Annotated in this window: 26 protein-coding genes and 1 pseudogene; 15 read left to right on the top strand and 12 right to left on the bottom strand. The window is 71.8% G+C overall.

The annotated features are described in order from the left end of the window. Positions 1 to 3 precede the first annotated feature (3 nt). Positions 4 to 1,566, bottom strand: coding sequence for an SLC13 family permease (locus J4N02_RS15855; protein ID WP_188333561.1), 1,563 nt, complete (start codon positions 1,564 to 1,566; stop codon positions 4 to 6). Between the two features lie 131 nt (positions 1,567 to 1,697). On the opposite strand from J4N02_RS15855, the gene J4N02_RS15850 reads away from it, so the two are divergent. Genes J4N02_RS15850 through J4N02_RS15835 form a run of 4 tightly spaced genes read left to right on the top strand, consistent with a single transcriptional unit; the run spans position 1,698 to position 6,744 of the window. Continuing rightward, on the top strand, positions 1,698 to 3,191 hold the full coding sequence (locus J4N02_RS15850) for a M17 family metallopeptidase (RefSeq protein WP_188333560.1): 1,494 nt from the start codon (positions 1,698 to 1,700) through the stop codon (positions 3,189 to 3,191). After that, positions 3,188 to 4,843 carry an AbgT family transporter gene (locus tag J4N02_RS15845; RefSeq protein ID WP_188333559.1) on the top strand — a complete coding sequence of 552 codons (1,656 nt, stop codon included), beginning with the start codon at positions 3,188 to 3,190 and terminating at the stop codon, positions 4,841 to 4,843. The genes J4N02_RS15850 and J4N02_RS15845 overlap by 4 nt, the downstream gene beginning before the upstream one ends. 3 nt (positions 4,844 to 4,846) lie before the next feature. Continuing rightward, on the top strand, positions 4,847 to 5,881 hold the full coding sequence (locus J4N02_RS15840) for a S1C family serine protease (RefSeq protein WP_182814712.1): 1,035 nt from the start codon (positions 4,847 to 4,849) through the stop codon (positions 5,879 to 5,881). A 53-nt stretch (positions 5,882 to 5,934) separates the two neighbouring features. Next, positions 5,935 to 6,744, top strand: a complete 810-nt coding sequence (locus tag J4N02_RS15835) for an META domain-containing protein (RefSeq protein WP_182814713.1) — start codon at positions 5,935 to 5,937, stop codon at positions 6,742 to 6,744. A gap of 21 nt (positions 6,745 to 6,765) precedes the next feature. Here J4N02_RS15835 and J4N02_RS15830 read toward each other — a convergent pair whose 3' ends face one another. The 3 genes from J4N02_RS15830 to J4N02_RS15820 are packed head-to-tail and all read right to left on the bottom strand — an operon-like array spanning position 6,766 to position 10,641. Further along, entirely contained in the window at positions 6,766 to 9,162 is a 2,397-nt protein-coding gene (locus J4N02_RS15830) for a hypothetical protein (protein WP_182814714.1), read from the bottom strand. A 13-nt stretch (positions 9,163 to 9,175) separates the two neighbouring features. Next, positions 9,176 to 10,153, bottom strand: a complete 978-nt coding sequence (glsA, locus tag J4N02_RS15825) for a glutaminase A (protein ID WP_188333558.1) — start codon at positions 10,151 to 10,153, stop codon at positions 9,176 to 9,178. Positions 10,154 to 10,158: 5 nt separating this feature from the next. Beyond that, the gene (locus J4N02_RS15820; RefSeq protein ID WP_182814715.1) at positions 10,159 to 10,641 is read right to left on the bottom strand and encodes a DUF1269 domain-containing protein; all 483 of its coding nucleotides are present in this window, start codon (positions 10,639 to 10,641) and stop codon (positions 10,159 to 10,161) included. Between the two features lie 168 nt (positions 10,642 to 10,809). Here J4N02_RS15820 and J4N02_RS15815 point away from each other — a divergent pair, with 168 nt between their 5' ends. Further along, positions 10,810 to 11,040, top strand: coding sequence for a hypothetical protein (locus J4N02_RS15815; protein ID WP_182814716.1), 231 nt, complete (start codon positions 10,810 to 10,812; stop codon positions 11,038 to 11,040). 12 nt (positions 11,041 to 11,052) lie between these two features. On the opposite strand, the gene J4N02_RS15810 is transcribed toward J4N02_RS15815, so the two are convergent. From J4N02_RS15810 to J4N02_RS15800, 3 genes are read right to left on the bottom strand one after another with little or no spacing between them, the layout of a single operon-like run. Then, positions 11,053 to 11,391, bottom strand: a complete 339-nt coding sequence (locus J4N02_RS15810; protein WP_188333557.1) for an SHOCT domain-containing protein — start codon at positions 11,389 to 11,391, stop codon at positions 11,053 to 11,055. Then, on the bottom strand, positions 11,388 to 11,534 hold the full coding sequence (locus tag J4N02_RS15805; protein WP_182814718.1) for a hypothetical protein: 147 nt from the start codon (positions 11,532 to 11,534) through the stop codon (positions 11,388 to 11,390). Before J4N02_RS15805 ends, J4N02_RS15810 begins: the two co-directional genes overlap by 4 nt. Before the next feature lie 38 nt (positions 11,535 to 11,572). Continuing rightward, positions 11,573 to 12,187, bottom strand: coding sequence for a hypothetical protein (locus tag J4N02_RS15800; RefSeq protein ID WP_208091023.1), 615 nt, complete (start codon positions 12,185 to 12,187; stop codon positions 11,573 to 11,575). A 26-nt stretch (positions 12,188 to 12,213) separates the two neighbouring features. On the opposite strand from J4N02_RS15800, the pseudogene J4N02_RS15795 reads away from it, so the two are divergent. The 7 genes and pseudogenes from J4N02_RS15795 to J4N02_RS15765 all read left to right on the top strand — a co-directional run. Continuing rightward, positions 12,214 to 13,653: pseudogene (locus J4N02_RS15795) on the top strand (ExeM/NucH family extracellular endonuclease); the annotation flags it as partial. A gap of 108 nt (positions 13,654 to 13,761) precedes the next feature. Then, positions 13,762 to 14,160: a hypothetical protein gene (locus J4N02_RS15790; protein WP_182814719.1), complete on the top strand. Its 399-nt coding sequence runs from the start codon at positions 13,762 to 13,764 to the stop codon at positions 14,158 to 14,160. Next, positions 14,157 to 15,476: a glycosyltransferase 87 family protein gene (locus J4N02_RS15785; RefSeq protein WP_188333555.1), complete on the top strand. Its 1,320-nt coding sequence runs from the start codon at positions 14,157 to 14,159 to the stop codon at positions 15,474 to 15,476. The genes J4N02_RS15790 and J4N02_RS15785 overlap by 4 nt, the downstream gene beginning before the upstream one ends. Before the next feature lie 79 nt (positions 15,477 to 15,555). Next, positions 15,556 to 16,401, top strand: a complete 846-nt coding sequence (locus tag J4N02_RS15780) for a sugar phosphate isomerase/epimerase (RefSeq protein ID WP_188333554.1) — start codon at positions 15,556 to 15,558, stop codon at positions 16,399 to 16,401. Further along, positions 16,392 to 17,405, top strand: coding sequence for a Gfo/Idh/MocA family protein (locus tag J4N02_RS15775; protein WP_188333553.1), 1,014 nt, complete (start codon positions 16,392 to 16,394; stop codon positions 17,403 to 17,405). The genes J4N02_RS15780 and J4N02_RS15775 overlap by 10 nt, the downstream gene beginning before the upstream one ends. 101 nt (positions 17,406 to 17,506) lie before the next feature. After that, the gene (locus J4N02_RS15770; protein WP_188333552.1) at positions 17,507 to 18,673 is read left to right on the top strand and encodes a Gfo/Idh/MocA family protein; all 1,167 of its coding nucleotides are present in this window, start codon (positions 17,507 to 17,509) and stop codon (positions 18,671 to 18,673) included. A gap of 3 nt (positions 18,674 to 18,676) precedes the next feature. Continuing rightward, positions 18,677 to 19,525, top strand: coding sequence for a sugar phosphate isomerase/epimerase (locus J4N02_RS15765; protein WP_182814724.1), 849 nt, complete (start codon positions 18,677 to 18,679; stop codon positions 19,523 to 19,525). A gap of 70 nt (positions 19,526 to 19,595) precedes the next feature. Here the strand turns inward: J4N02_RS15765 and J4N02_RS15760 are convergent, their stop codons facing one another. From J4N02_RS15760 to J4N02_RS15740, 5 genes are all read right to left on the bottom strand, one after another. Next, positions 19,596 to 20,420 carry a hypothetical protein gene (locus J4N02_RS15760; protein WP_188333551.1) on the bottom strand — a complete coding sequence of 275 codons (825 nt, stop codon included), beginning with the start codon at positions 20,418 to 20,420 and terminating at the stop codon, positions 19,596 to 19,598. 56 nt (positions 20,421 to 20,476) lie between these two features. Next, positions 20,477 to 21,475 carry a hypothetical protein gene (locus J4N02_RS15755; protein ID WP_188333550.1) on the bottom strand — a complete coding sequence of 333 codons (999 nt, stop codon included), beginning with the start codon at positions 21,473 to 21,475 and terminating at the stop codon, positions 20,477 to 20,479. Beyond that, positions 21,472 to 21,990 (bottom strand): SigE family RNA polymerase sigma factor, encoded by a 519-nt coding sequence (locus tag J4N02_RS15750; RefSeq protein WP_188333549.1) that lies wholly within the window; start codon positions 21,988 to 21,990, stop codon positions 21,472 to 21,474. The genes J4N02_RS15755 and J4N02_RS15750 overlap by 4 nt, the downstream gene beginning before the upstream one ends. A gap of 42 nt (positions 21,991 to 22,032) precedes the next feature. Beyond that, positions 22,033 to 23,043, bottom strand: coding sequence for an aldo/keto reductase family protein (locus J4N02_RS15745; protein ID WP_188333548.1), 1,011 nt, complete (start codon positions 23,041 to 23,043; stop codon positions 22,033 to 22,035). A gap of 328 nt (positions 23,044 to 23,371) precedes the next feature. Beyond that, entirely contained in the window at positions 23,372 to 23,818 is a 447-nt protein-coding gene (locus J4N02_RS15740; RefSeq protein ID WP_188333547.1) for a GNAT family N-acetyltransferase, read from the bottom strand. A 95-nt stretch (positions 23,819 to 23,913) separates the two neighbouring features. On the opposite strand from J4N02_RS15740, the gene folP reads away from it, so the two are divergent. From folP to J4N02_RS15725, 3 genes are all read left to right on the top strand, one after another. Then, positions 23,914 to 24,837: a dihydropteroate synthase gene (folP, locus tag J4N02_RS15735; RefSeq protein ID WP_243760823.1), complete on the top strand. Its 924-nt coding sequence runs from the start codon at positions 23,914 to 23,916 to the stop codon at positions 24,835 to 24,837. Continuing rightward, positions 24,837 to 25,208: a DUF1992 domain-containing protein gene (locus J4N02_RS15730; protein WP_188333578.1), complete on the top strand. Its 372-nt coding sequence runs from the start codon at positions 24,837 to 24,839 to the stop codon at positions 25,206 to 25,208. The genes folP and J4N02_RS15730 overlap by 1 nt, the downstream gene beginning before the upstream one ends. 96 nt (positions 25,209 to 25,304) lie before the next feature. Beyond that, the gene (locus tag J4N02_RS15725; RefSeq protein WP_188333545.1) at positions 25,305 to 25,967 is read left to right on the top strand and encodes a hypothetical protein; all 663 of its coding nucleotides are present in this window, start codon (positions 25,305 to 25,307) and stop codon (positions 25,965 to 25,967) included. Position 25,968 lies beyond the last annotated feature (1 nt).

Below are 25,968 nucleotides of genomic sequence, written 5' to 3'. Positions count from 1 at the left end.
GGGTCAGAACGGCCAGAGGATCGGCACCAGGAAGATGCCGACCAGGCCGTACAGCACGATGAGCACGAGGCCGAGCTTCCAGTAGTCGCCGAAGCGGTAGCCGGCGGCCTCCATCACGACGAGGTTCGCGGGCGTGGCCACGGGGGTGAGCAGGGCGGCGGCGGCGAACACGGCGATGGCCATCAGGACGGGCGCCGGCGAGATCCCCATCTCGGCGGCTGCGGCCAGCCCGACCGGGACGACGATGAAGGCCGTGGCCATGTTGCTGATCAGCTGCCCCAGCACAGCGGTGACCACGAACAGGCCCGCCAGCAGGGCGTAGGGCCCCGCCTCACCGACCATCGTGACGAGCCCGTCGGCCAGTTGCTCGGCGGCGCCGCTCTTCACCATGGCCGCCGAAAGGGACATCAGCCCCCCGACGAGGATCACGGTCGTCCACCCGATGCCGGCGTAGACCTGGCGGACGGTGAGGACGCGCGTGACGATGACGGCCAGCGCGGCGAGCAGCCCGGCGATGGCGGCGGGCACGACATTGGTGGCGAGCAGCACGATCATCGCCAGGAGGATCACCAGCGTCCGCTTGGCGCCGGTGCCGAGCGGCACGGCCTGCCGGCGCACCAGTTCGGGGTCGTCCACGATCAGGATGTCGGGATCCTGCGCCGCCTCGGCCAAGTCCTCCCACGCGCCCTGGAACAGCAGGGTGTCCCCGGCGTGCAGGGTGTGCTTGGCCCCCACGTCCTCGCCCCTGTGCTGCACGGCGCGCACGACGAGGCGTCCGCTCTCGGTGGGCATGCCCGGGTAGGCGGTGTCGCCGACGAACGCCGACCGTGGCGGGATGACGGCCTCGATGACGCCGACGCCGCGGCTGAGGCGGACGGGCTCGTCGTCGCCCAGCGCGTAGTGCTCGGAGAGGACGGCGGCCTGGCCACCCAGGTCGCGCAGCGACCGGCCGGGCGTCCGGTGCGGGATCAGGCGGGGGCCGAGCAGCACCACGACGATGATCGTCGCCAGCACGAGGGGGACGCCCGCGGCCGCGAACGCGAACAGCCCGAACGGGCCGACGCCGGCCGCCTCGGCGTAGTCGGCGATCACGAGGTTCACCGGCGAGCCGGTCAGCATGAGTAGCGAGCCCGCGTGCGCACCGAACGCGAGCGGCATGAGCAGCTCCGACGGCGAGCGCCTGGCGCGGATCGCCAGCACCACCACGACGGGGGTCAGTGCCGCGACCGACCCGTTGGGCGTGATGACCGCGGTCACCACGGCCACCAGGAGCAGGATGACCACCACGAGGCGGACGCGGCTCTCGCCGGCCAGCCGGAGCGCGACGCCCCCCACCCACGTGGTGACGCCCGCGGCGTCCAGCGCCTCGCTGACGACGAACAGCGACGCGATGAAGATGATCGTCGGGTCACCGAACCCGGCGAAGGCCTCGCCGAGGTCGAGAACGCCGGTGGCCCACAGGGCCACCGGCACGCAGAGGGCCACCACCATCACCGGGAGGCGGTCCCACACGAAGAACGCGACCGTGGCGCCCAGCACGATCAGGGTGATCACGGCAGCGCTCACGGTTCTCAGGCCTTCCCTCGTGCGGCCGCGGTCGCCCCGCTGCCACCGGTGAGCCTGCCCGCACCGGCCGGACGGCACATCACCCGCCACGGGTGATGCCCCGCAGGCGCGCGATTCCTAGCGTCCTGACCATGACACACAGAGCGCCGTACCCCCCGTTCACCCTTCCCCGACGCCAGCTGGGGCTGTCCGTCAGCGACGTCGCCCCGTCCGGGGGAGCAGTCGGCCACCTCGTGTTCACCGGGGAGGAGCCGCCCACGGCGTCCGGCCTGGATGCGGCCCGGGTGGCCGCACTCGGCTTCGCACCGGAGCCGGGGAAGACCCTCGTGCTGCCCGGCGCGGAGTCGGTGGTCGTCCTGGTCGGCGCCGGTGACCGGGCGAACGCCGACGCCGCGGTGTTGCGGGACGCGGCCTCCCATTTCGCTCGAGCGGTCCCCGGCCAGGTCGACCTGGCCCTGGTGCTGCCCGAGACGGCGGTGCCGGATGACGACGCCGCGGCGGCCGCCGTCGAGGGCGCGGCGCTCGCCCGCTACGTCCACCGGCTCGGCGCCGACGGCCCCGATGCGATGCTGGCCTCGCTGACCCTCGTGGCGGACCCCGTGCGCAACGATGCGCTGTCGGCGGGCCTGGCGCGGGGCGAGGTCCTCGTGCGCGCGACCAAGCTGACCCGCGACCTCTCCGGGCTGCCGGGCGGAATCCTCACCGCCACCCGGCTCGGCGAGGTTGCCACCGAGGTGGGCTCTGCGGCCGGGCTGGAGGTCGAGGTCTTCGATGAGCAGGCGCTCGTCGAACTGGGCTGCGGCGGCCTGCTCGGCGTGAACCTGGGCAGCACGGAGCCGCCCGTCATGGTCAAGCTCGTCTACCGCCCCGAGGGCGAGCCGGCCGGCCGCTTGGCGCTCGTCGGGAAGGGCATCATGTACGACGCCGGCGGCCTGGCCCTCAAGCCGGGTGACGAGGTGCACGCCACCATGAAGAACGACATGACCGGTGCGGCCGCGATCCTCGGCGCGATGACGACGCTGCGCGACCTGGGCTGCACCTGCCAGGTCACCGGCTACCTGATGTGCACCGACAACATGCCCGGCGGGTCGGCACTGCGGATGGGCGACATCATCGTGATGCGAGGCGGCAAGACCGTCGAGGTCATCAACACCGACGCCGAGGGTCGCCTCGTCATGGCTGACGCCATCGTGCTCGCCACCGAGGAGCCTGTGGACGCCATCGTCGACATCGCCACCCTCACGGGTGCGTGCCTGCGCACGTTCGGCACGGAGATCGCCGGTGTGCTGGGCAACGACGCGGGCCTGGTCGACCAGGTCAAGGCGTCTGCCGAGCGGGTCGACGAGCCGGTGTGGGAGCTGCCCCTGGCGCAGCGCTACCGCGGAGAGCTGGATTCCGGCATCGCCGACCTGCGCAACATGGGCGGCCCGAACGCCGGGTCGATCACGGCCGCGCTGTTCCTCAACGAGTTCGTGGGCGGCGTGCCCTGGGCGCACATCGACATCGCCGGTACCGCCCAATCGGGCTCCGCGGTGAAGTGGCGCAACAAGGGCACGACGGGGTTCGGGGCCCGCCTGCTGGTCGACCTCGCCCTCAACTTCCGGGTGCCCCGAGGCGAGCCATGAGCACCGCCGAGCCGACGGTCGAGGCGTCCGGCCCGCCCGAGAAGGGGATGCTCGCCGCGATCGAGCGGCTGGGCAACAAGGTGCCGCCCCCGGCGCTGATGTTCGGGTACCTCATCCTGCTGATCATCGCGCTGTCGTGGGGGCTCGCCCTGGCCGGGGTCTCCATCACCGAGCAGATCGCCGTCCCGGTGGAGCAGGGGGCCCCGCAGCACGACTACTACGAGGACACCACCCAGCCGGGCATGATCGCGCCCGAGGGGCCCTACCAGGCGGACTGGACGATCGTCGAGGAGACGATCCCGATCAAGAGCCTGCTCTCGACTGAGGGCATCCGGTTCATCTTCTCCTCCTTCGTCAGCAACTTCGCGGGCTTTGGCGTCGTGGCGGTCACGTTCATCGCGATGATGGGCGCCGGGGTCTCCGAGGAGTCGGGGCTGCTGGGCTCGCTCATCCGCAAGCTGGTGGGCGCCTCGCCCCGCTGGGCGCTCAGCTTCATCCTGATCCTGGTGGGCGTCCTGTCGTCGGTCGCCTCCGACGCCGGCTACCTCATCTTGATCCCGCTGTCGGCGGCCGCGTTCGCCAGTGTCGGCCGGCACCCGCTGGCCGGGTTGGCGTCCGGCTTCGCCGGCGTGGCGGCGATCTTCATGGTCAACATCTCGCTCACGCCCACGGACGCGATGATCACGGAGATCGCCAACGAAGCGATCGCCCTGGCTGGCGGCGAGCCGATCACGATCGTGGCCAACTGGTACTACATGGTCGCCATGTCGCTGATCCTCGCGTTCGCGGCGGCCGTGGTCACCGAGAAGATCGTGGAGCCCCGGTTGGGCACATGGGACCCGTCCGAGGGCACGGCCGGGCACACGGACGCCGCCGACATCGCCCCCGAGGCCGACAAGCGCGGCTCCCGGTTCGCGCTCATCGGGTTCGGCCTGGTGGTGGCGATCGTGGCGCTGGCCACCTTCCCGCCGGGCGCGCCCCTGCGTGACCCCGAGACGGGCAACATCATCGGCAATTCGCCGTTCATGGACAGCCTGCTGTTCATCATCATGCTGATGTTCCTGGTGTCGGGCATCTGCTACGGCGTGGGCGCACGCACCATGACGAGCAGCGGCGACGTGATCAAGGCCATCACCAAGACCTTCTCGGGTCTGGGGGGCATGGTGCTGATGCTGCTGATGATCGCCCAGTTCATCGCGTTCTTCAACTGGACGAACATGCCGCGCGTGCTCGCCGGAGCGCTGGCGGAGTTGCTCGAGACGGCCAACATCGGCGCGGTGCCGCTGCTGCTGGGCTTCATCGTGGTGATCGTGCTGCTCGACTTCATCATGCCGGGCGCGCTGCCGAAGTGGGCGATCTTCGCGCCCATCTTCGTGCCGCTGTTCATGAGGCTGGGCGTGGCGCCGCAGACCCTGCTGGCGGCCTACCGGCTCGCCGACTCCCCGGTGAACGCGCTGACGCCCCTGATGGTGTACCTGCCGTTCATCGCCACGATCGCGGCGCGCTACCAGCGGAAGGCTGGCATCGGCACCGTGGTGGCGCTGATGCTGCCGTACTCGGTGACGATCTTCGTGGTCTGGACCGTCCTGTTCCTCGCGTGGTTCCTGCTCGGCATCCCGCTCGGCCCGGGCTACCTGCCGGTCGTGGGCTGAGCCATGGCCACGAACGCCCCGCGAAGCCCGGTGGCGGGTCTGGTCGCCATCGGCCTCGCCGCCGGGCTGGTCGCCGGCGGGGCCGCCGGCTTCTTCGTCGCGCGGGTCACGCCGGTGGCCGGCTCCTGCAACACGGCGGCCGTGGCCGCGGACGCCGCGGGTGCGGTCGTCACGGTGTTCGCGGAGTCCACGGGCGGCTCGGGCAGCGGTGCCGTCCTGACGCCGACGGGCCGGATCGTCACCAACGACCACGTCATCGCCGGGTCGGCGCGCCTCAGCGTCCTGCTGGCGACGGGCGAGCGGAAGCCCGCGACGCTGGTCGGGACGGACCCGAAGACCGACGTCGCCGTGCTCCAGGTCGAGGCGTCCGACCTGGCCACGCTCGCCATCGGCGACACGATCCCGCGCGTGGGCGAGCAGGTCCTCGCGCTCGGCGCACCCCTGGGGCTGTCCGGCACGGTCACGACGGGCATCGTCAGCGCCCTGCACCGCGACGTGCTGGCGCCGGTGGCCGGCGGCGGCACCACGGTGCTGGCCGGCACGGTCCAGACCGACGCGTCGATCAACCCCGGCAACTCGGGCGGCCCGCTCGTCGACTGCGCGGGGCGGGTGGTCGGCATCAACACGGTCATCTCGACGGTGCCGGACGCCTCGGGCGTGGCCGGCGGCGGCAGCGTCGGGCTGGGCTTCGCCGTCCCGGCGAGCACCGTGCGCCGCGTCACGGACCAACTGGTGGCGGACGGGCGGGCGACCCACCCCTGGCTCGGCCTGTCCTACGCCCCGGTACCGCCCGCGGCCGCCCGGCCGCTCGGGGTGCCGTCGGCCCTGTTCGTCCAGTCGGTGCTCGCGGGCGGCCCGTCCGCGGCGGCGGGCGTCCGGGCCGGCGACCTCGTCGTGGGCATCAACGGGAGCGCGGCTGATTCCTTCACGATCGGCCGCCTGCTGGCGACCGCAGCCGTGGGCGACCGGGCGGAGCTGGACCTGCTGCGGGAGGGCAGCCGGTCGACGGTGACCGTCACCCTGGCAGAAGCACCCTGACACAAGCACGACGATGCGGCCCGCGCGCGGGCCCGGAAGATTGGGAGGTCGACATGACAAGAGGACGGATCCGCCGGGTGGGCGCCCTCGCGCTGCTGGTGGCGCTGGCCACCACGGCCTGTGCCGGTGGGGTGGCCTCGCCCGAGCCGGCCCGGACGCCGGAGCCGACCACGCCCGCGTCGCCCCTGGCGGACACGCGGTGGGAGGTGGCGGACCTCGACGGTGCGCCGCCCGCCGCCGACAGCACGCTGACGGCCGCGTTCGGCGCGGATGGCGCGCTGACGGGTTCGGGCGGCTGCAACCGCTTCACCACCCGGTACTCCACGACGGGCACCGAGATCCGCATCGACGCGGCCGTCGCGTCCACGATGATCGCGTGCGACGAGGCCGTCATGGCGCAGGAGGCGGCGTTCCTGACCTCCTTGGGCGCCGCGCGCACCTTCGCGCTGGCGGCCGACCGGCTGACCCTGAGCGACGAGGCGGGCAAGGCGCTGGTCGCGTTCTCCGCGCAGTCGGAGGAACTGGCCGGCACGTGGCAGGTGCTCGGCTACCACGACGGCGCCTCCGCCGTGGTGAGCCCGATCGAGGGCACGACGCCGACGTTCGAGTTCACCGACGACTCGGTGAGCGGCACCGCGGGCTGCAACCGGCTGAACAGCGGCTACACGCTCGACGGGACCGCGATCAAGCTCGGGCCCTTCATGTCGACGCGGATGGCGTGCGCCGAGCCGGCCGGCGTCATGGAGCAGGAGGCCGCCCTGGTCGCCGCCCTGGAGTCGGCGGCCACCGTCAGCGTCGAGGGGGACAACCTCGAGCTGCGGCGCGCGGACGGGGCGACGGCCGCCCGCCTCAAGCGCGGCTGAGGCGGCGCTGCTGAAGCGGGGTCAATCGACGCGCGGGAAGGCACGCCAGACGAGGTGCAGCACGAGCGCCCAGCCGGCGACCGCCCCGAGCACGATGAGGTAGTCGGTCGGGTGCGGCAGGAAGTCGATCCGGTACTGGCGGCGGGCAAGCGGCACCAGGGGCACCAGCGTGCCCACCAGCGCCAGGGTCGCCGCCAGCACGGTGGCCCGCCAGTCGCGGGCCGGGGCGGCGCCGGCCCGCACGGGGCGGCGGAGCCGCGGCGGCTGGACCAGCACCGACAACGCCAGCCCCGCGTAGAGCAGCGTGTAGGTGACGGCGAGTTGGGCCAGCCGCACGTCGGACGTGCGTGACACGAACACGAGGTAGACGCCGAACGTGGCCAGGCTGAGCAGCACCCCCGCCGGGACGACGAACCGGGCCAGGACCAGCGGGTACCGCCGGCTCGAGACCGGCCCCGGTCGCGCCCACAGCGGCAGCAGCACCGACGGGATCGTGACCGCGAGGATCGAGATGATCGACCCCTGCCCCGCCACATAGGGGAACCCCACGCCGAACAGGCGCACGAACCCGATCAGCAACGCCGAGCAGACCACCATGGAGAGGTTGAGCTTCATCACGTCGAGCAGGCCGCGCACGATCGCCTGACCGCGGTGGAGCACCGACAGCAGCACGCCGGGGGAGTCGTTCAGCAGCACGATGTCGGCCAGGCCCAGCGCGGCCTGCGAGCTCGCCTGCTGGGCCACCGACAGGTGGGCCTCCTGCATCGCGGGCAGGTCGCTCAGGCCGTCACCCACCACGGTCACGCGGTCACCGCCGGCGCGCAGCAGGGCCACGAGTTCGCCCACCTGGTCGGGGGTCAGCCCGCCGAAGAGGCGGTGGTCGCGCGCGGCGGCCGCCCACTGCTCGCGCGGGATAGCCTCGAGCCCGGAGCGGGAGAGCCCGCCGCCGGGCAGCAGGTCACGCTCGTCGGACGCCGTGAGCCCGGCCTCGCGCAGCGTGACGAGCACCGCGTCGGGATCCTCGGTGGAGAACACCTTGAGCCGGACGCCGGAGGCCACGAAGTCGCGCACCACGGCCGGGGCGTCCGGGTGGAGGTGGCGGCGGCGTTCGACCACGCAGAGCGGCACGAGCCCGGCGGGCAGGTGAGGTCGGCCGTCGGCGTCCGCGAGGGGGGCGTCGACTGGACCCCGCGCCAGGACCAGCGCCTCGTCGGCGGCCGACGGGACGCCGAAGACGCGGGGCTCGCCGATCACGTACAGGTGGGGGTCGTCGGGGTCGTCGAAGGCCAGGCCCGTCCAGCCAAGGGTGGCCAGGTGGGGTGCCTCCACGACGAGGGCCCGCCCCTCGCCCTCGAACGACCGGGCGACGATCGCGGAGACGGGCGTGCTCTGGGACGTGCTGCGCCCTATGTCCCCCAGGATGCGGTGCAACTCGGCGGGGTCCGGCCAGGCCTCGTCCCCGGCGTCCTCGGGCCGCGGCAGCGGCTCGACGCGCATCGACGTGCCCGACAGCAGGCCGACGTCGGTGACGCACAGCACGGTCGACTCGGCGAGGAGCTCCACCGACCGGGCGCTCTGCACCACCGCCCCGATCCGGGCCAGGTCGGCGGTGCCGATGGCGTAGGAGACGATGATCATGAGGTACAGGCCGGTGGGGGCCAGCGAGAAGATGACCGGGGCGGCGTCCACGAAGGCGTCGCCCGGCTCGCCCACGTCGAGGCGGAAGTACTTGGCCAGGAGGATGGTCGCGTACACCACGACGACGACGAGCAGGGCCGTGAGGATCTTCGCCACGAGGCGTTCCAGCGGGGTGGGTCGCGACGCCAGCGCCGTCCGCTGGGCCAGGCGCGCGTGGATCGTCCGGTCCGGACCGACGCGCGTGGCCACGTAGCGGCCCTTGCCCGACAGGCAGACGCTGCCCGCGAACACCTCGTCGCCGGCCTGGCAGCGGGTCCAGCCGCGGCGTCCGGTGACGACTGAGGCGTCGACCAGCACGCTGCCGGCGGCCACGACGCCGTCGACCTGGAACTGGTCGCCCGGGGAGACGACCAGCAGGTCCCCGGGCACGATGTGGTCGCTGTCGACCAGCCGGGGGCGTCCGTCGCGGATGACGGTGGCGCGGACGTGCGCGGCGTCCCGCACAGCCGCGATGCGTCTCGCGGCGAGCGACTCCTGCAGCGTGCGCAGCGACAGCGAGATCGCGAACAGCAGGATCGTCAGGGCCGCGCCGATCCACTCCGACAACAGCACCAGGATCAGGGCGAGGCCCACGAAGTTCAGGTTGAACACCGTGAAGATGCTCTCCCGGCGGGCCTGGTGCAGGGTGCGCAGCGGCTTGAGGTTCGTGGTGTTGTCCTGGCCGGCTGCGAGCCGGACCCGTGCCTCGGACTCGGTCAGGCCGGTGAACGTGCCCGCCATGCCAGCCCCCTCGTCACGGCGCCGGGGCGGACGCCAGCAGGTCCAGCCCCAGCCCGGCGGACAGGTGGCGTGCCACGAGCTGCCCGCGGACGCTGTTGCCGGCGGCGTCCAGCGGTGGGGAGTACGTGCCGAGGCCGCCCTTGCCGGGGGACACGGTGACGATGCCGCCGCCGATGCCGCTCTTGGCGGGCAACCCGACGCGGTAGAACCAGTCGCCGGAGCTCTCGTACAGCCCGGCGACCACCATGACCGCCAGCACGTGGTGGCACAGCTCGGCGGGCAGCACCTGCTCTTTCGTCAGCGGGTTCACCCCTCCGTCGGCGAGCGTGGCCCCCATCACCGCCAGGTCGCGCGCGGTCACCGCCAGGGCGCTCTGCCGCGTGTACAGGTCGAGCGCCACGTCCGGGTCCCCCGTCATCCTGCCGCGGACGTTCAGCAGCCAGGCGAGCGCCCGGTTGACGTCGTTGGTGGCGGACGCCGACGCGTACACTTCGGCGTCCAGCTCGAGGGGGCGTCCGGCGAAGGCGGAGAGTCCGTCGGAGATGGCGGCCCACCGCTCGTCGGGCGTCGCGCCCGGGACGAGGGCCGTCGTCTGGATCGCCCCCGCGTTCACCATCGGGTTGGTGCGGCCGTCCGGGCTGCCCTCCACGGCCGCGACCGAGTTGAAGGGCAGGCCGGTCGCGTCGACGCCGACCAGCTCACGCACGCGCTCCGCACCCCGGGCGCGGCAGGCGAGCGCGAAGACGAACGGCTTCGCGACGCTCATGATCGTGAAGGGCGTGTCCACGGCCCCGACAGCGTGGGACTCCCCGTCCACGTCGACGAGGCAGATGCCGAAGGCGTCCGGGTCGGCGCGGCCCAGCGCCGGGTAGACCGTCGACGGGCTGCCGTCTGAGGTGCCCCGGAACCGCGCGTGGGCCTCCCGCACCGCCGCCGCCACGGACGCGGCGGCGGGCAGGTGTCCGGTCGAGACGAACCCGGTGGCTGGCATGGGACTCAGGCGAGTTCCTCGGCCAGGGCCTTCTCGTCCTCGTCAGACAGCGACGTCTTCAGCACGGTGCCGCCGAACTCGCCCATGCTGGCGGCGAACTTGTCCTCGGTCAGCTTGGTGGCGAGCACGACCACGGCCGCCTTGCCGGGCTCCAGGAGTCCCTCGACTCGGTCGCGGAACGCGTCGTCGATGCCCGCCTTGCCCAGGCGGCCCATGAGCGCGCCCCAGAGGCCACCCAGGACCAGGCCGACGCCGGGCACGAGGAAGAGCAGCCCGATGAGCATGCCCCACAGGGCGCCGGACGCCGCGCCGGTCCCCACGAGGCCCTTGGCCGGGGTGTCGACGTGCTTCTTGCCGTCGTCGTCCACGCGGACGACCGCGAGGCCGGCGAGCTTCACGATGTGGTCGCGCTGCAGCTCGAGGACGCGGTCGTGCGCCTTCTCAGCCTGCAGGTGGTCGTCGTAACCGATGATGATGAGTTCCGACATGTGTTGCCTCTCTTCCCAGCCCCGCGGGTCTGAGCGGGGGTGTCTGTGTCCATCGTGTCCACGGATGCCCGGCCTGTCACCACCCGGTGCGGGTGATTCGCCGCGCCGGCGTCCGCTGGCATCATGGCCTCATCCGCCTCCGGGCGGAGCACACCACAGGAGGAAGCCATGGGCGCTCAAGAGGGCGGGGACTTCTGGCGCGGACTGGCGACGAACCCGCGGGTCTGGCTGGGCGTGGTGATCGCGGTGCTCGCGATCGCCTTCATCCTGCAGAACCGCGCACCGGCGCAGGTCGACCTGTTGACCTTCACGTTCACGGCACCGCAGTGGACGACCCTGACGATCATGTTCCTGGCCGGTTTGGCGACCGGGCTCCTGCTGCGACGCAAGAAGGGCTGACGCCCTCTCGGCTCAGAGTCCGAGCAGCTTCGCCTTCGCGGCAGAGAACTCCACGTCGGTCAGCGCGCCCTGCTGGTGCAGGGCGGCCAGCCGCTCCAGGCCGTCCAGGACGTCCCCGGACGCCGGCGGGACCGGTGTGGCCGGCGCGGGCGGCGCGGGCGGCTGCGTGGCGGCGACCTGCTGGGCGACGGCCTGCTGGATCCTCGCCTGCTCGGCCAGGGCGGCCTGTTCGGCCTGAGCCGACTGCTTGGCGGCGACATTCCCGGAGACCTTGGTGGCGGTGCCGGCGATGACGGCGGTGCGGGCGGCAGTCCCGATGAGGCCGGGACCCCGGCGGCGTTGACGAATCATGCTGGCTCCTGGCTGGTCGGTGCATCGGTGGGGGAGAGGTGGGTGGACAGGGCGGCTTCGGCGACCTCGGCCGGGGCGACTTCGCCGGTCACGCTGGTGCCGTCGAACGCGATCACCGCGTACTCCACGGGAGCCAGTGGCATGGGGTTTCCTTTCCGAGGGCGTGGTGGGGCAGGCAGCGTCAGGAGCCGATGCGGCTTGCGATGATGCCGGTGACGATGACGGACGTGATGGTGACGGTCGAGAAGCCCGCGACGATCATCTTGGGCAGGATCTCGCCCTCGATCGCGGCGACCTCTTCCGGAGTCTCGCCGGCGCCCCGCGCGGCCTCCTGCGACAGGATCATCGTGCCTGGGAAGCCGTAGAGGGAGGTGAGCCCGATCGCGATCGACATCGGGACGCTGTAGCCCAGCAGCTTGCCGGTGAGGCCGGCGAACAGCGCGATGCCGACGATCCCGAAGAGGAAGGCGATGAGAAGCGGGAACGCCAACTCGGCGACGTCGGCGGGCTTGACGGACGCCAGCGGGCCGAAGACCAGGATCATGATGGCGAGCATCATCAGACCGTAGGCGTCGATGCCGTTGAGGATGCCGGGCTTGAGGATGCCGGTGGCCCGCAGGGCGATGCCGAAGAGGAGCGCGACCACGAACGTGTTGAGGACGCCGCCGGTGAAGTTGTTGATCTGGATCGAGATGAAGACGACCGTGCCGACGACGAGCAGGGTGCCGGGCGTGGTGGAGAGCCACTTCGGCAGCTTGCCCTCGGACTGGCCCTCCTCGCCCTGCGCCACCGCCACCGGGGCGAGGTTAGGAGCGCTACGAGGGCATGCTCGTGCACCCGCAGGGCACCTACACGATCACCAACAACTTCCAGCTCAACCGCTTCGGCCAGCTCGGCCTCGCCGTCGGCGATGAGCCCCTGTACCAGGCCACCGAGGTCGTCGAGCCCGGCGCCGCGGCGACGGCGTACGAGGCCGCGAACCAGGAGTTGTACATCACCCTGGACGACGGCTCCTCCTGGGACTACACCCGGTTCACCGACACCATTCCCGCGGAGGACTCGCCGCTCCCGTACCTGTCGGCCGCCACGCCGATGCGCACGGCGTCGCAGGTCACCTTCAGCCAGCCGGTGATCCTGGACTACCGCTTCCAATGGAACTACCAGCCCACCGGGCAGGTCGTCGGCCACGACGACCCCGACATCCCGGTGGCGTCCGAGAACGACCGCGAGGTCACGGTCCCCGAGGTGGGCGGCAACATCACCCTGGGTGCGTTCAACGTGCTCAACTACTTCGACGACCTCGGCAAGGACGAGGCCGGCTGCGGGGCCTTCCTCGACCGTGATGGCAACGAGGTGGCCACCGACTTCTGCCAGGTCCGCGGGGCGTGGAGCGCCGAGGCGTTCGCCGACCAGAAGGAGAAGATCGTCTCGGCCATCAACACGATGGACGCCGACGTGCTGGCCCTGATGGAGATCGAGAACTCCGCCGCCATCACCTATCTCGCCGGCCAGCCGCGTGACAAGGCCCTCGCCGACCTGGTCGCTGCCCTCAACCAGGCGGCGGGCGGGACGCGTTGGGCGTTCGCCCCCTCCCCGGTGGTGACCGGTCCCAACGAGGACGTCATCCGGACGGCGTTCATCTACAACCCGCAGACCGTCCAACTGCTCGGCCCGTCGCTGATCGACATCGACGAAGCGTTCGCCGACGCCCGCTATCCACTGGCGCAGAAGTTCAAGGCACGCAACACCGGCAAGCCGTTCGTCGCGATCGCCAACCACTTCAAGAGCAAGGGCTCCGGCGCGGACGACCAGACCGGCCAGGGCCTGGCCAACCCGTCGCGCGAGGCGCAGGCACGCCAGCTGACGGCGTGGGCGTCCGAGATGTTCGGTGACGAGGCGATCTTCCTGATGGGCGACTTCAACGCCTACAGCAAGGAGACACCGGTGCAGATTATCGAGGCCCAGGGCTATGTGAACCTGGCCAAGGAGTATGAGCCGACGTCAGCGTCCTACCAGTTCTCGGGCCGTCTCGGGTCCCTCGACCACGTCTTCGCCAACAAGGCGGCCCAGCGCCTGGTCACCGGTGCCGCGGTGTGGGACATCAACGGGGACGAGTCGATTGCCTTCCAGTACAGCCGACGCAACTACGACGTCGTGGACTTCCACACTGCGAACCCGTTCGCCAGCTCCGACCACGACCCGATCGTCGTCGGCCTGGACACCGGCAACCGGGGCAACGCCAAGGGCAAGGGCAAGAACTGACGCCCTGACCGACACACGAGCCCGGGCCGGGCGCACCCTCCGCGGGGGCGCCCGGCCCACACCGTCGGCGGTCGGTAGGCTGGGGCCAATCGGAAAGGAACGTCGCACATGGCTGCTCCCACGTTGTTGCTGATCTTCGGGGTCGGCCTGCTCATCGCTCTCGCGGTGCTCGTCGTTCTCGTCTTGGTGTCGACCCGCCGCAACACCCAGCTGCACCCGCCGTCCACCCCCGACCGGACGCCGCCGGCCCCGCCCCGCCCGGCCGTCGAACCCGAGCGCGACCCGTGGGAGGAGGCGATGCTCGCGAACACGCCCGAGCCGCCGCCCGCCCCGTGGCTGCCCCCGCAGCAGCAGGCCGCCCCCTCGACCCCCTCGTTCGGCCCCGGGCCCGAGGTCCTCGATCGGGACGCCCTCGGCCGCGGCCGCCGCGCCTTCGACCCCACCGGCTGGGACGACCGCCCCGACGGCTACGAGGGCACCGACTTCGGGATGGTCGGCAAGGAGTGACGCTGGTCGCCGACCGCCGTCCGCGCTGGGGCGCCGACGCGCCCGCCGCGGCCGCGCTCGTGCTCACCCTCGTGGTGGTGTGGGGGGCGGCGAAGCTGCTGTCGGTGTGGGCCTGGGTCGTGGTCCCGGCCCAGTACGGCGACACCTACTACTACTTCCTCACCGCCCAGGAGCTCGCCCGCACGGGCGGCGGGGTGGCCGGCGTCCTGCTCGAGTACCCGACCCCCGCGGCGCTGCTCCTGCTCCTGCCCTGGGAACTGGGCGCCACCGACTACGAGGCCTACCGCCAGGCGGTGGTCGTGATGACCGCCCTGGCCGACGCCGCCTTCGCCCTCCTCCTCGGACGCCGGCTCGGCCCCGTCGCCGTGCTCGCCTGGGTGGGCCTCACGTCCGCCCTCGGGCCGCTCGTGCTGCTCCGCTTCGACCTCCTCCCCGCGGTGGTGGCCGGGGCGGCGGTCCTGCTGGCCATGGAGGGCCGACGCGTGGCGGCGTCCGTCCTGGTGGGCCTGGGCACGGGCCTGAAGGTGTGGCCGATCGTGCTGTTCCCGCTCACGCTGGGCCGCCGCGACACTCACCTTCCTGACGCGCGAGACACCTCCGGAGCCCGTTCCCGTGTCAGGAGGGTGAGTGTCGCGGCACCCGCGCTCGGCCTGGCCGCCACCGGCATCGCGCTCGTCGCGGTCAGCCTCGCCGTCGCGGGGTGGGACCGCCTGCTCAGCCCGCTGGCCTACCAGCGCGACCGGGGGCTGCAGATCGAGGCCGTCCCGGCGACGCTGCCGATGCAGGCTTGGGCCGACGACCCGGCGTACCGGGTCTGGTACTCGACGTTCAAGGCCTACGAGCTGGTCGGCCCGTCGGTCGCCGGCTGGATCGGGGTCGCCCAGGTCGCCGCGCTCGTCGGGGCCGTAGCGTGCGTGGCCCTGCTCGCATGGTGGTTCTGGCGCGGGGCCGACCCGCGGACGATCGCCTGGCTCGCGCTCGTGCTCGTCGGCACGTTCGTGGTCACCTCGCGCGCGCTCAGCCCCCAGTACCTGGTCTGGCTCGCCGCACCCTTGGCGGTGCTGGTCGGGTTCGCGTTCCGCGGCGGCCCGGACGCCCCGCCGCTGGGTCCATCGCTGGTCACCTTCGCCCTCGGGCTGGGCCTGTGCACCCTGACGACCGCCGTGTACCCCGTGTACTACGACCACCTCCTCCAGCGGAGCCCGCTGACCGACCGGGCACTGCTGTTCCTCACCCTGCGCAACATCGGACTGCTGGCGCTCGTCGCGTGGGCGGCGGCCAGCGCGCTCACGGTGGTGCGGCGTCGAGGCCACTGACGGCAACCCCGCTCCGGGAACGTGGGACGTGGTTAGAGTGAATCCAGAGCCCACCGCATCGACGCTGAGGAGCACGCCCATGTGGACATTGACCGGATTCGCCGACGAGATCTCCCGGGACCTCGACGAACAGATCGCCCTGCTGACCAAGCTCGGCATCAAGCACGTCGAGTTCCGCAGTGCCTGGGGCACCAAGGTCCTCGACCTGACCCCCGAGCAGCTCGACGAGGCCAAGGCGAAGCTGGACGCCGCGGGCATCCGCCTGAGCTCGGTCGGCTCCGACATCGGCAAGATCGTCATCACCGACCCGTTCGAGGAGCACCTCAAGCGCTCCGCCCACGCCGTGGAGGTCGCGAAGTTCTTCGGCTGTGGCTACATCCGGATGTTCAGCTTCTTCATCCCCCAGGGCGAGGACCCGGAGCAGTACCGCGACGAGGTCATGGACCGCACGCGCGCGTTCGTCCGCCTCGCCGAGGCCGGCGGCGTCACGATGCTGCACGAGAACGAGAAGGACATCTACGGGGACACCCCCGAGCGCGTGGTCGAGCTGGTCACGGCGATGGACTCCCCGAACTACCGCGCGATCTTCGACCCGGCCAACTACGTGCAGTGCGGCGTGAAGCCGTTCGACGAGGCCTACCCGCAGGTGCGCGAGTACACCGACTACATCCACGTCAAGGACGCCTCGGGCACCGAGATGGATGCCAACGGGCACAACAAGGTGCTGCCGGCCGGCGAGGGCGACGGCCAGGTCCGCGAGCTCGTGGCCGCGCTCGCCGCCGACGGCTACGACGGGTTCTTCTCCATCGAGCCCCACCTGGGCGACTTCGACGCGTTCGGCGGCCTGTGCGGCCCCGACCTGTGGACGACGGCGTACGACGCCATCACCGGCATCTTCCGCGAGCAGGGCATCTCATGGCGGTGAGCCGTGCGGCCATCGTCGGGTGGGGCGACGTCGCGATCATCCACCACGAGGCGATCGTGTGCATCGAGGGCGTCGACCTGGTCGGCGTGGTCGACACGGACGCCGAGCGCCGCGAGGCGGCGACCGCAGCCCTGGGCGTCCCGGCGTTCGCGTCGGTCGCCGAGCTCGTGGACGCCGTCGCACCCGACGTCGTGCACATCACCACCCCGCACCACCAGCACATCACCCCGACGCTGGAGGCCCTCGAGCGGGGCGTCCACGTCATCCAGGAGAAGCCGCTGGCGGCGTCCATCGAGGACGGCCAGCGGTTGGTCGACGTGATGGCCCGGCGCGAGGCGCAGGGCCTGACCTCGCCGAAGGTCGGTATCTGCTTCCAGAACCGGTACAACGTCGCGAGCCAGGAGCTCCGCCGGCTGCTCGACTCGGGCGAGCTCGGCGCGGTGCACGGCGCCTACGCCTCCGTGGTGTGGACGCGCACCGCCGACTACTACAAGGCCAAGCCGTGGCGCGGCTCCCGGGAGGAGTCGGGCGGCGGCCTGCTGATCAACCAGGCGATCCACACCCTCGACCTGGTGCAGTGGTTCATGGGCGACGTCGTCGACGTGGCCGGCCACGTGGCGACCCACCGGTTCGGCGACGTCAGCGAGGTCGAGGACACCGCCGAGATGCTGCTGACGCACGCCTCGGGGCTCAAGACCGCGTTCTACGCGACGTTGACCGCGCCGCAGCACCGGCCGGTCGAGCTCGAGCTGGACTGCGACAACGCCTACGTGTCGCTGCGCAACGGGCTGAGCGTCACCTGGAAGGACGGCCGGGGCACCGACCGCTACGAGGAGCGCCAGGCGCCGTCGGGCGGTCGCTCGTACTGGGGGGTCTCCCACGAACTCCTCGTGCGCGACTTCTACGCGAAGGTGGACGACCCGGAACCCTTCTGGATCAGTCCCGCCGAGGCGATGAAGTCCCTGCAGATCCTCAAGGCGACCTACCAGGTCTCCGGTTTCTGACGGCGCCTCGAGCAACCTGCGGCAACTTTCCGGGGCCTCGCCCCCGGGAGGTCGTGCCGACCTAGTCTGAATTCCACAACCACATGACAAGGAGCTGTGCAATGGCGGAGGACAAGGTCCGGTTGGGCATCATCGGCCTGGGTGCTGAGGGCGGCATGTACGCCAAGTTCCTGGACGCCGAGATGGTCCCGAACATGCGCATCGGTGCGATCTGCGACATCCTGCCCGAGAAGAAGGAGCAGGCCGACGCCTACGGCGTCCCGTTCTACGCCGACTACAAGGAGATGATCGACTCCGGCGAGGTCGACGCCGTGGTCACGACCGTCCCGCACTACCTGCACCCCGAGATGGGCATCTACGCCCTCCAACAGGGCATCCACGCCCTGGTCGAGAAGCCGGTCGGCGTCTACACCAAGCAGGCCAACGAGCTGATCGAGTACGCGGCGTCCAAGCCCGAGCTCAAGTTCGGCGTGTTCTTCAACCAGCGCACCAACCCGCTGTACAAGGACCTCAAGGCCCTCATGGACTCCGGCGAGCTGGGCAAGCTGCGCCACACCTCGTGGATCATCACCACCTGGTGGCGCCCGCAGCCGTACTACGCGCAGTCCGAGTGGCGGGCGACGTGGGGCGGCGAGGGCGGCGGCGTCCTGGTCAACCAGGCCCCCCACCAGCTCGACCTGTGGCAGTGGATCTGTGGCGTGCCGAAGAGCGTGTTCGCCAAGGTCGCCTACGGCTTCAGGCGTGACATCGAGGTCGAGGACGAGGTCAACGCGCTCGTCGACTTCGGCGACGGCGCGACCGGCACGTTCATCACCTGCGTGCACGACATCGACGGCACCGACCGCCTCGAGATCCTGTGCGACAAGGGCAAGATCGTCGTCGACGGCTCGAACACCGTGAAGATCACCCGTCTGAAGGAGGACGAGGAGGTCATGAGCCAGAACATGGGCATGGACGCCGTCGCGAAGCTCTTCACGGGCCAGCTCGACCGCTCCGAGCTCATGAGCGAGGAGACCAAGGAGTACGGCAACGTCTGGGGTGCCCAGCACTGCGAGGTCATGCGGAACTTCGCCGCCGCGGTCCACGGCGAGGAGGAGCTGCTGGCCCCGGGTGCCGACGGCATCCACGGCGTCCGCCTCGCGAACGCGATCCACCTGTCCAGCTGGACCGGCCAGGAGGTGTCCCTCGAGGACTTCGACGAGGACGCCTACCTCGCCCAGCTGAACGAGCGCATCTCCGCCGAGGGCAAGTTCGAGACGAGGAGCTGAACCATGGCCGTGCTGGGTGTCCAGATGATGATGCTGCGCGAGCAGGTCGCCGAGCAGGGCATGTACCCCGTGCTCGAGCGCCTCGCCGCCATGGACCTGAAGGCCGTCGAGGTCAGCCAGATCCCCATGGACGAGACGAACACCGCCGCCCTCGAGCGCGGTCGCGACGAGCTCGGCATCGAGGTCGGCGCGCTGTCGGTCGCCCTCAAGCCGGGCCCGACGGCGACGGGCGACAACCTCGAGGAGCACTACGACAAGATCGTCGCCGACTGCCGTCGCCTCGGGACGCGGTTCGTCCGCATCGGCATGATGCCGTTCACCGCGATGGTGTCGAAGGAGGCCTGCGAGGCGTGGGCCGCCGAGGTCGAGCCCGCGGCGTCCCGGCTGGCCGCCGACGGGATCACGCTGTGCTACCACAACCACCACGTCGACCTGGCCCAGTTCGACGGGGAGCGGATGTTCGACATCGTCCGCCGGGTCGCGCCCAGCGTGAAGTTCGAGGTCGACCTGCACTGGGTGCAGCGCGGCGGCATGGCGCCGCTGGACATGCTCGAGGAGTACTCGGGCGTGTGCAAGCTGATCCACGTGAAGGACTTCCGCGTGGTGGCGGTGCCGCAGGAGGCCGTCGACAAGATGATGTCGGGTGACGTGGCGGGGGGCTTCCAGGGCTTCCTGAACATCGCCCAGTTCGCCGAGGTCGGCCAGGGCAACATGAACTGGCCCAAGCTGCTGCCGGCCGCGATCGACGCGGGCGCGGAGTACTTCTTCATCGAACAGGACGACACCTACGGGCGCGACCCGTTCGACTGCATCGCCGACTCCCGCGCCTACCTGAAGTCCATCGGCTACTGACGTACCTGCTCGCCGTCACCCGACGGCGAGCAGGGCCTGGCCCCTGCCGTGCCGAATCGCGCCCCGGGGGTCAGCCCAGCTGGTCCAGCATCACGGTGATACGGGTCTCGGCGTCGGTGACGACGTCGGGGAGGTCGGCGGGATCACCCTGGTACTCGCCGCCCTCGTAGGTGAGCGCGACGTAGCGGCCCTCGCGGGCGAGGTACTGCAGGGATGCCCCCGGGGCGACCACCCAGCCCTCGCCGGTGTCCCACTCCGACCACTGGCGCACCTGCAGGCCCTCCTCACCGAGGTCGGCCAGGGGGTCGGTGGCCTGGACCGTGCGCCAGTTGTCGCTGTCGGGGCCCTCCGCGGCGCAGGCGGCCAGCTGGGTGCCCAGCTCGGCCATGAACGCCTGGGCGGCCGCGGCGTCCGTGAACACGAACAGGCCGTTGCCCACGACGTGCTCGGGGCCGACCGACTCCTTCACGCGGGTGGCCGTGATCCCGGACGCCGACGCGAGGGTCAGCACCCGGTCGGGGCAGGAGGCACGCCAGACGGCGGTCGTGAACGCCGAGACCTCCTCGTCGCCGGGGCGGTCCTCCTCGGGGAGGGAGAAGCCCTCGGGCAGGGTGCCCAGGGCGCCGGGGATCTCGTTGTCTGCGGTCGGGGTGGGCCGCGGGGTGTGCGGGGCGGCGGTGCGCTTCGGCGGCGTCGCGCTCGGGGCGGCGCTGGGTGTGGTCGTCGTGCCCGACTCCACCGGCTGCGGCGTGAGTGCCGGGGTGGCCGTCGACGTGGGCAGCGCGGTGGGGGTCACCACGGGCGTCGGGCTCGGCGTCGCCGCCCCCGACTGGCCGGTGCAGGCCGTCAGGGCGAGCACCGCCAGGGTCGTGGCTGCCAGGGCACTGCGCTTCATCGGTCACCTCTCGTCGCGGACGCCCCCAGTCTCTCACCCGGGGGCGCCGCGATCGGTCACGCCATCGCCAGCAGGTCGGCCAGGACCTGGGCGGGGGGCAGGTCGGCCGCAGCCTCCTCGTGGGGGTCGCCCACGTACTCGCCCGAGGTCGAGTGGATCGCGACCAGGCGCCCGGAGCGTCCCCAGAGGTCGAGGGTGCCGCCGGGGGCCTCGTGCCAGGTCCCGTCGAGTTCGCGCTCGGTCCAGTAGCGCACCGTGAACGTGTCGGCGACGAGGCCCGGCTCGGTGGAGCTCGCCATCAGCGTCCGCTCGATGATCGGGTCCTCCGGCGTCCCGATGTTCGGGCCCGGCTCGCCGACCGGCGCGCAGGCGCCGATCTTCTGCTGCAGCTCGGCCATGAAGGCCATTGCCTCCGCCTCGGACCGGAACAGCAGGACGCCGTCGAGCGCGGACGCGTCGCCCGCCTCGATCCGGCCGCGCAGGCGCGAGGCCTCCAGACCGCCCAACGACGGCAGGTCGATCTCGGTGCTGCTCGCGCACACGATGGGCAGGCTCTGGGGCTCGAACGGGCCGAGCTCGTCGGTACCCGTCTCGTTCTCCCGCGGCAGCGGCCGGTCGGCCAGGGCGGTGCCGAAGTCGGCCGGGATGACGCCCGTGTGGGGCGCACCCGGCCGTTCGCTCGTGCTCGGGCCGGGGCTGGGCGTGCCGCTCGGGGTGGCGCTCGGCCGCGGCGAGGGGGTGCCGCTCGGGCGGGAGGTCGCGCTGGGGCTGGGCGTGACCGCGGTGGGGCCCGGGGTCGGGTCGACCGACGGGGACGCCGGGGCGGTCTGGGCGGGGACCGCGGTCTGGCCGGTGCCCGGCAGCAGGTTCACGATCCCGACGCCGGCGAGGGCGACCACGGCGACCGTCGCCGCCGACGCGAGGGCGACCCGGCGCCGGCGGACGGCGCGGCCACGGGACAGGACGGCCGCACCGAGGGCGTCCGGGTCGGGGCCGGAGGCCGGTTCGGCGAACCACAGCTCGTCGCGGAGCTCGTTCTCGTCGATGGGGGTCATGACAGGCTCCTCGTGGCCGGCGCGGCCCCTCCGCGAGAACGGAGGCGGGCGAGCGCACGCGAACAGGTGGACTTGACGGTGCCGACCGAGACGCCGAGCTGCTCTGCCACGTCGGCCTCGGAGAGGTCGGCGTAGTAGCGCAGCACCACCATCGCGCGCTCGTGGGGCGTGAGCCCCGCGAGCTGGCGGACGATGAACGCCCGGTCCTCGACGCCCTCGAACCCCGCCTCGCCGCCCGGATCGCGGCGGCGGTCGTCGATGTCGATCGTGATCGCCTCGTAGCGGCGCCGGCGCCAGCGGTCGGTGGTGAGGGTCACCATCACCTTCCGCGTGTACGCCCACGCCGCGCGCTGGTCGATCTTCCGCCAGGCGAGCCACGTCTTCAGCAGGGCGTCCTGCAGGAGGTCGTCGGCGGCCTGACGGTTGCCGGTGAGCAGGTAGGCCGTGTGGTGCAGGGACCCGGTGTGGGCCTGCACGAACGCGGTGAACCCCGCATCCTGGTCGGTGGCCGTCATGCCGAGGAGGACGAGTCAGCGTGCGTTTCGGTTGAGTCCCCCTCAGGCGGGCCGGGACGCCGGGGCGGTCTTCGCGGTCATCCCCGGGTCGGCCTGTACGACGTCGCCCAGGGCCTCGTCGATCGCGGCCCGGACGCCGGCGTCCAGCACCACGCCGCTCGCCTTGACGTTCTCGACGACCTGCTCGGGACGGGAGGCGCCGATGATCGCGCCGGCCACGTTGTCGTTGCCGAGCACCCACGCGACGGCGAGCTGGGCCATGGAGATGCCCAGGTCGTCGGCGATCGGCTTCAGCTTCTGGACGCGGCCGAGCACGTCGTCGTTCATGAAGCGGGCGATCATGTTCGCCCCGCCCTTCGTGTCGGTGGCGCGCGAGCCCTCGGGCAGCGGCTGACCGGGCAGGTACTTGCCGGTCAGGACGCCCTGCGCGATCGGCGACCACACGATCTGGCTGACCCCGAGCTCGCGGCAGGTCGGCACGACCTCGCCCTCGATCACGCGCCACAGCATCGAGTACTGCGGCTGGCTCGAGATGAGCTGGACGCCGAGGTGCTTGGCCAGCGCGTGCCCGGCCCGGATCTGGTCGGCGGTCCACTCGCTGACGCCGATGTAGAGCGCCTTGCCTTGCCGGACCACGTCGGCGAAGGCCTGCATGGTCTCCTCGAGCGGGGTCTCGTGGTCGTAGCGGTGGGCCTGGTAGAGGTCGACGTAGTCGGTGCGCAGGCGTTTCAGCGAGCCGTTGATCGACTCCATGATGTGCTTGCGGGACAGCCCGACGTCGTTGTGGCCCTTGGGCCCGGTCGGCCAGTAGACCTTCGTGAAGATCTCCAGGCTCTCGCGGCGCTCGCCGGCCAGGGCGTCACCCAGCACCGACTCGGCGACGGTGTTGGCGTACACGTCGGCGGTGTCGAAGCTGGTGATCCCGGCGTCCAGCGCCGCGCGCACGCACGCTGTGGCGGCGTCGTTCTCGACCTGCGACCCGTGGGTCAGCCAGTTGCCGTAGATGATCTCGGAGATCTTCAGGCCCGAGTTGCCCAAGTGGCGGAAATCCATCGTGGAACCCCTTTCTCACTGGTCATCATCCTCCATCCTGCATCCACAGGTGGAGAGTTCACCCTTCCCATCCCGGGTTGCGGGCGCACCGTCGTTGTCGTCCCTTCCCCCAACCTGTACCCCGAGGAGCACCACCACCATGAAGAAAGTCCATTGCTGCGACCGCTGCGGTCGGCCTGTTCGCCACCGCCGGCGCCTTCGCTGCGTTCACGACCCCTGCCCGCGCCGACGAGTACCCCTCCGAGTGTGGGTGAGCTGCTACCTCAGCGAGGGGCGCCGCACCGACTTCAACTTCGTGGTGATCGCCGAGCTCGACCGCTGAGCGGCCTCAGTGCACGCGCGTGAAGCCGTGCTTCTCGTAGAAGCGGATCGCCGGCTTGCGGTGTTCCTCGACCGCGAGGCGCAGCTCGTCGAGGTCCGCCTCGGCGAAGAGGGCGGCGAGGGTGGCTGCGAGCAGGACGTGCCCGTCCCCGACCCCACGGGCGTCGGGGACGACGGCCATGTAGTCGAGCTGGCCCGCGCCGTCGGTGGTGACGTGACCCGATGCGTACCCGATGGGGGTGCCGTCGCGCTCGACCACGAAGGTGAGCAGGTCGGGGTCGTGCACGAGGCCGTGTGCGGTGGCGTAGGTGGTGGGGAACTCCAGGGCGTGGAGGTCGGCCACGAAGTCCAGGTCCGACTCCAGCGCGCGACGGGCGCGGTGGGTGTCGGTCGATTCGAGCCACTCGGCCGCGGCGCTGCGGGAGAGGGCGTAGACACGGGATGGGATGGTCACACAACTCCTTCACTCGTTCAAGCAACGCTAGGGGTGGCTCGTCGCGAACGGCAATGGGTTGCCGGGTCTTGTCCCCGGGTGCGCACAATGGGGGCGTGCCCGCGCTGATCCCGGTCGACCTGCCCACCACCCCCGCCCTCGTGCTGCGGGGGCGGCGCTTCGACGCGGGGCGTCCGGCCGTGATGGCGATCGTGAACCGCACCCGGGACTCCTTCTTCGTCACCGCGGGTGCCGACGCCCTCGAACCCGCACTGGACGCCCTCGCCGCGGCCGTGGCGTCCGGTGCCGACATCGTCGACGTGGGCGGCGTCCGGGCGGGCCAGGAGGGGGAGTGGGTGGACGTGCCCACCGAGGTGGCGCGGGTCCGCCCGTTCCTGGAGGCCGCGCGCGAGCGCTTCCCCGACCTGGTCCTGAGCTTGGACACGTGGCGCACCGAGGTCGTGGACGCCTGCCGTGACGCCGGCGTCGACCTGGTCAACGACACCTGGGCCGGGGCCGACCCCGACCTGGTGCACGCGGCCGCCGAGCTGGGCGCGGGCTATGTCGTCTCGCACACGGGTGGGTTGCCGCCGCGCACCGACCCGGTGGACGTGAGCTACGGCGACGACCCCGACGACGTCGTCCGCTCGGTGCTGGACGGGCTCGCCGTGGGCGCGGCGCGGGCGGTGGCTGCGGGCGTCCGGCCCGAGGGTGTGCTGGTCGACCCGACGCTCGACTTCGGCAAGACGACCCGTAACTCGCTGCGGGTGCTGCGGGCCACGGCGTCGGTGGCGTCGCTGGGGTACCCCGTGCTGCAGGCCATCTCGCGCAAGGACTTCGTGGGTGAGACCCTCGACCTGCCCGCCGACGAGCGCCTCGAGGGGTCGCTCGCCGCGACCGCGGTGGCGGCCTGGCTGGGGGCGACGGTGTTCCGCACGCACGACGTGCGGGCGACGCGGCGGGTGCTCGACATGGTGGCGTCCGTGCGCGGGGACCGCCCGCCCGCGGTGGCGGTGCGCGGCGAGCCGCGGGGGGCGTGATGCAGTTCGAGAACTGGATCGACCGGCAGATCCGGGAGGCCATGGAACGCGGCGAGTTCGACAACCTCCCCGGCGCCGGCAAGCCGCTCGAGCTCGACTCCTCCGAGGACTGGTGGATCAAGGCCAAGATCAAGGCCGAGAACCTCGATGCGGTCCTGCCGGGGCCGCTCGCGCTGCGCCGCGAGGTCGAGGGCATCACGGACGCCGTGGCCGACTGCCGCTCGGAGGCGGAGGTCCGCGAGCGGTGCGAGGCGCTGAACGAGCGGATCCGTGACTACTACCGCCGCCCGGAGACCGGCCGGCGCATCATCGTGCGGCTGGTCGACGTGGACGCGGTCGTGGCGGGGTGGCGCCAACGCGGAATTGGTTAGTACGACCACAGTCGTAGCGGCGCGCCCGGATCGGGGACCACGGGCCGAGGAAACCGCGCGACAACCCGGCGGGGGCCGACTTACCGTGGAAGGACCATGAGCAGCACCATCCCTGACACCCCCGACGAACCCACGATCGAGAAGCCGGTCCTGACGCTGTCGGTGACCGCCCTCGCGGCCGGCGCGCTGGCCGCGGTGACCTCGGCCGTGATCGGTTCGCACCTCGGCACGGCCGGCACCCTGACCGGCGCCGCGCTCGGCTCGGTCATCGGCGCCTTCTCGACCGCGCTGTACACCTTCGGGCTGCAGCGCACCTGGCACGCGTTGGGCGCGCTGACCCCGCGGCGGGCGAATCTGGTCGCCGGCGTCCTGCTGACGGCGCTGGTGGCGTTCGTCGTCGCGCTGGGCGCCATCACGGGCCTGGAGAAGGCCACGGGCACCTCGCTGGCGGGCGAGCCCGGCACGACCGTCGAGCGCGTGCGGGTCGTCACGGTCCAGCGTCCGGCCGCCGCGGGGGCCGAGGTGGCCGACGAGGCCGCACCCGCGGCGTCTGAGAGCGCCACGCAGGACCCGGTCACGGCCGACCCTATGCTCGCCACCCCCAGCCCCGCTGAGCCGCAGCCCGGGGCGTCCGCGGAACCGACCCCGAGCGAGACGCCGGCGCCGACGGAACCGACCACCCCGACCGACAGCCCGACCGCCGGGACCCCGGTCCCGAGCACGCCGAGCGCCCCGGCCGAGCCGGGGACGGGGGCGTGAG

The sequence above is a fragment of the Propioniciclava sp. MC1595 genome (genome assembly GCF_017569205.1).
Classification (GTDB): domain Bacteria; phylum Actinomycetota; class Actinomycetes; order Propionibacteriales; family Propionibacteriaceae; genus Propioniciclava.
The sequence above is the reverse complement of the archived record's forward strand: the minus strand, read 5'-3'. Positions and strand labels throughout refer to the sequence as shown.

Bases quoted from the DNA above. Each gene is read 5' to 3' on its own strand.
- J4N02_RS15850 (WP_188333560.1), top strand. From the start codon at position 1,698: ATGACACACAGAGCGCCGTACCCCCCGTTCACCCTTCCCCGACGCCAG.
- J4N02_RS15845 (WP_188333559.1), top strand. From the start codon at position 3,188: ATGAGCACCGCCGAGCCGACGGTCGAGGCGTCCGGCCCGCCCGAGAAG.
- J4N02_RS15840 (WP_182814712.1), top strand. From the start codon at position 4,847: ATGGCCACGAACGCCCCGCGAAGCCCGGTGGCGGGTCTGGTCGCCATC.
- J4N02_RS15835 (WP_182814713.1), top strand. From the start codon at position 5,935: ATGACAAGAGGACGGATCCGCCGGGTGGGCGCCCTCGCGCTGCTGGTG.
- J4N02_RS15830 (WP_182814714.1), bottom strand. From the start codon at position 9,162: ATGGCGGGCACGTTCACCGGCCTGACCGAGTCCGAGGCACGGGTCCGG.
- glsA (WP_188333558.1), bottom strand. From the start codon at position 10,153: ATGCCAGCCACCGGGTTCGTCTCGACCGGACACCTGCCCGCCGCCGCG.
- J4N02_RS15820 (WP_182814715.1), bottom strand. From the start codon at position 10,641: ATGTCGGAACTCATCATCATCGGTTACGACGACCACCTGCAGGCTGAG.
- J4N02_RS15815 (WP_182814716.1), top strand. From the start codon at position 10,810: ATGGGCGCTCAAGAGGGCGGGGACTTCTGGCGCGGACTGGCGACGAAC.
- J4N02_RS15810 (WP_188333557.1), bottom strand. From the start codon at position 11,391: ATGATTCGTCAACGCCGCCGGGGTCCCGGCCTCATCGGGACTGCCGCC.
- J4N02_RS15805 (WP_182814718.1), bottom strand. From the start codon at position 11,534: ATGCCACTGGCTCCCGTGGAGTACGCGGTGATCGCGTTCGACGGCACC.
- J4N02_RS15790 (WP_182814719.1), top strand. From the start codon at position 13,762: ATGGCTGCTCCCACGTTGTTGCTGATCTTCGGGGTCGGCCTGCTCATC.
- J4N02_RS15780 (WP_188333554.1), top strand. From the start codon at position 15,556: ATGTGGACATTGACCGGATTCGCCGACGAGATCTCCCGGGACCTCGAC.
- J4N02_RS15775 (WP_188333553.1), top strand. From the start codon at position 16,392: ATGGCGGTGAGCCGTGCGGCCATCGTCGGGTGGGGCGACGTCGCGATC.
- J4N02_RS15770 (WP_188333552.1), top strand. From the start codon at position 17,507: ATGGCGGAGGACAAGGTCCGGTTGGGCATCATCGGCCTGGGTGCTGAG.
- J4N02_RS15765 (WP_182814724.1), top strand. From the start codon at position 18,677: ATGGCCGTGCTGGGTGTCCAGATGATGATGCTGCGCGAGCAGGTCGCC.
- J4N02_RS15760 (WP_188333551.1), bottom strand. From the start codon at position 20,420: ATGAAGCGCAGTGCCCTGGCAGCCACGACCCTGGCGGTGCTCGCCCTG.
- J4N02_RS15755 (WP_188333550.1), bottom strand. From the start codon at position 21,475: ATGACCCCCATCGACGAGAACGAGCTCCGCGACGAGCTGTGGTTCGCC.
- J4N02_RS15750 (WP_188333549.1), bottom strand. From the start codon at position 21,990: ATGACGGCCACCGACCAGGATGCGGGGTTCACCGCGTTCGTGCAGGCC.
- J4N02_RS15745 (WP_188333548.1), bottom strand. From the start codon at position 23,043: ATGGATTTCCGCCACTTGGGCAACTCGGGCCTGAAGATCTCCGAGATC.
- J4N02_RS15730 (WP_188333578.1), top strand. From the start codon at position 24,837: ATGCAGTTCGAGAACTGGATCGACCGGCAGATCCGGGAGGCCATGGAA.
- J4N02_RS15725 (WP_188333545.1), top strand. From the start codon at position 25,305: ATGAGCAGCACCATCCCTGACACCCCCGACGAACCCACGATCGAGAAG.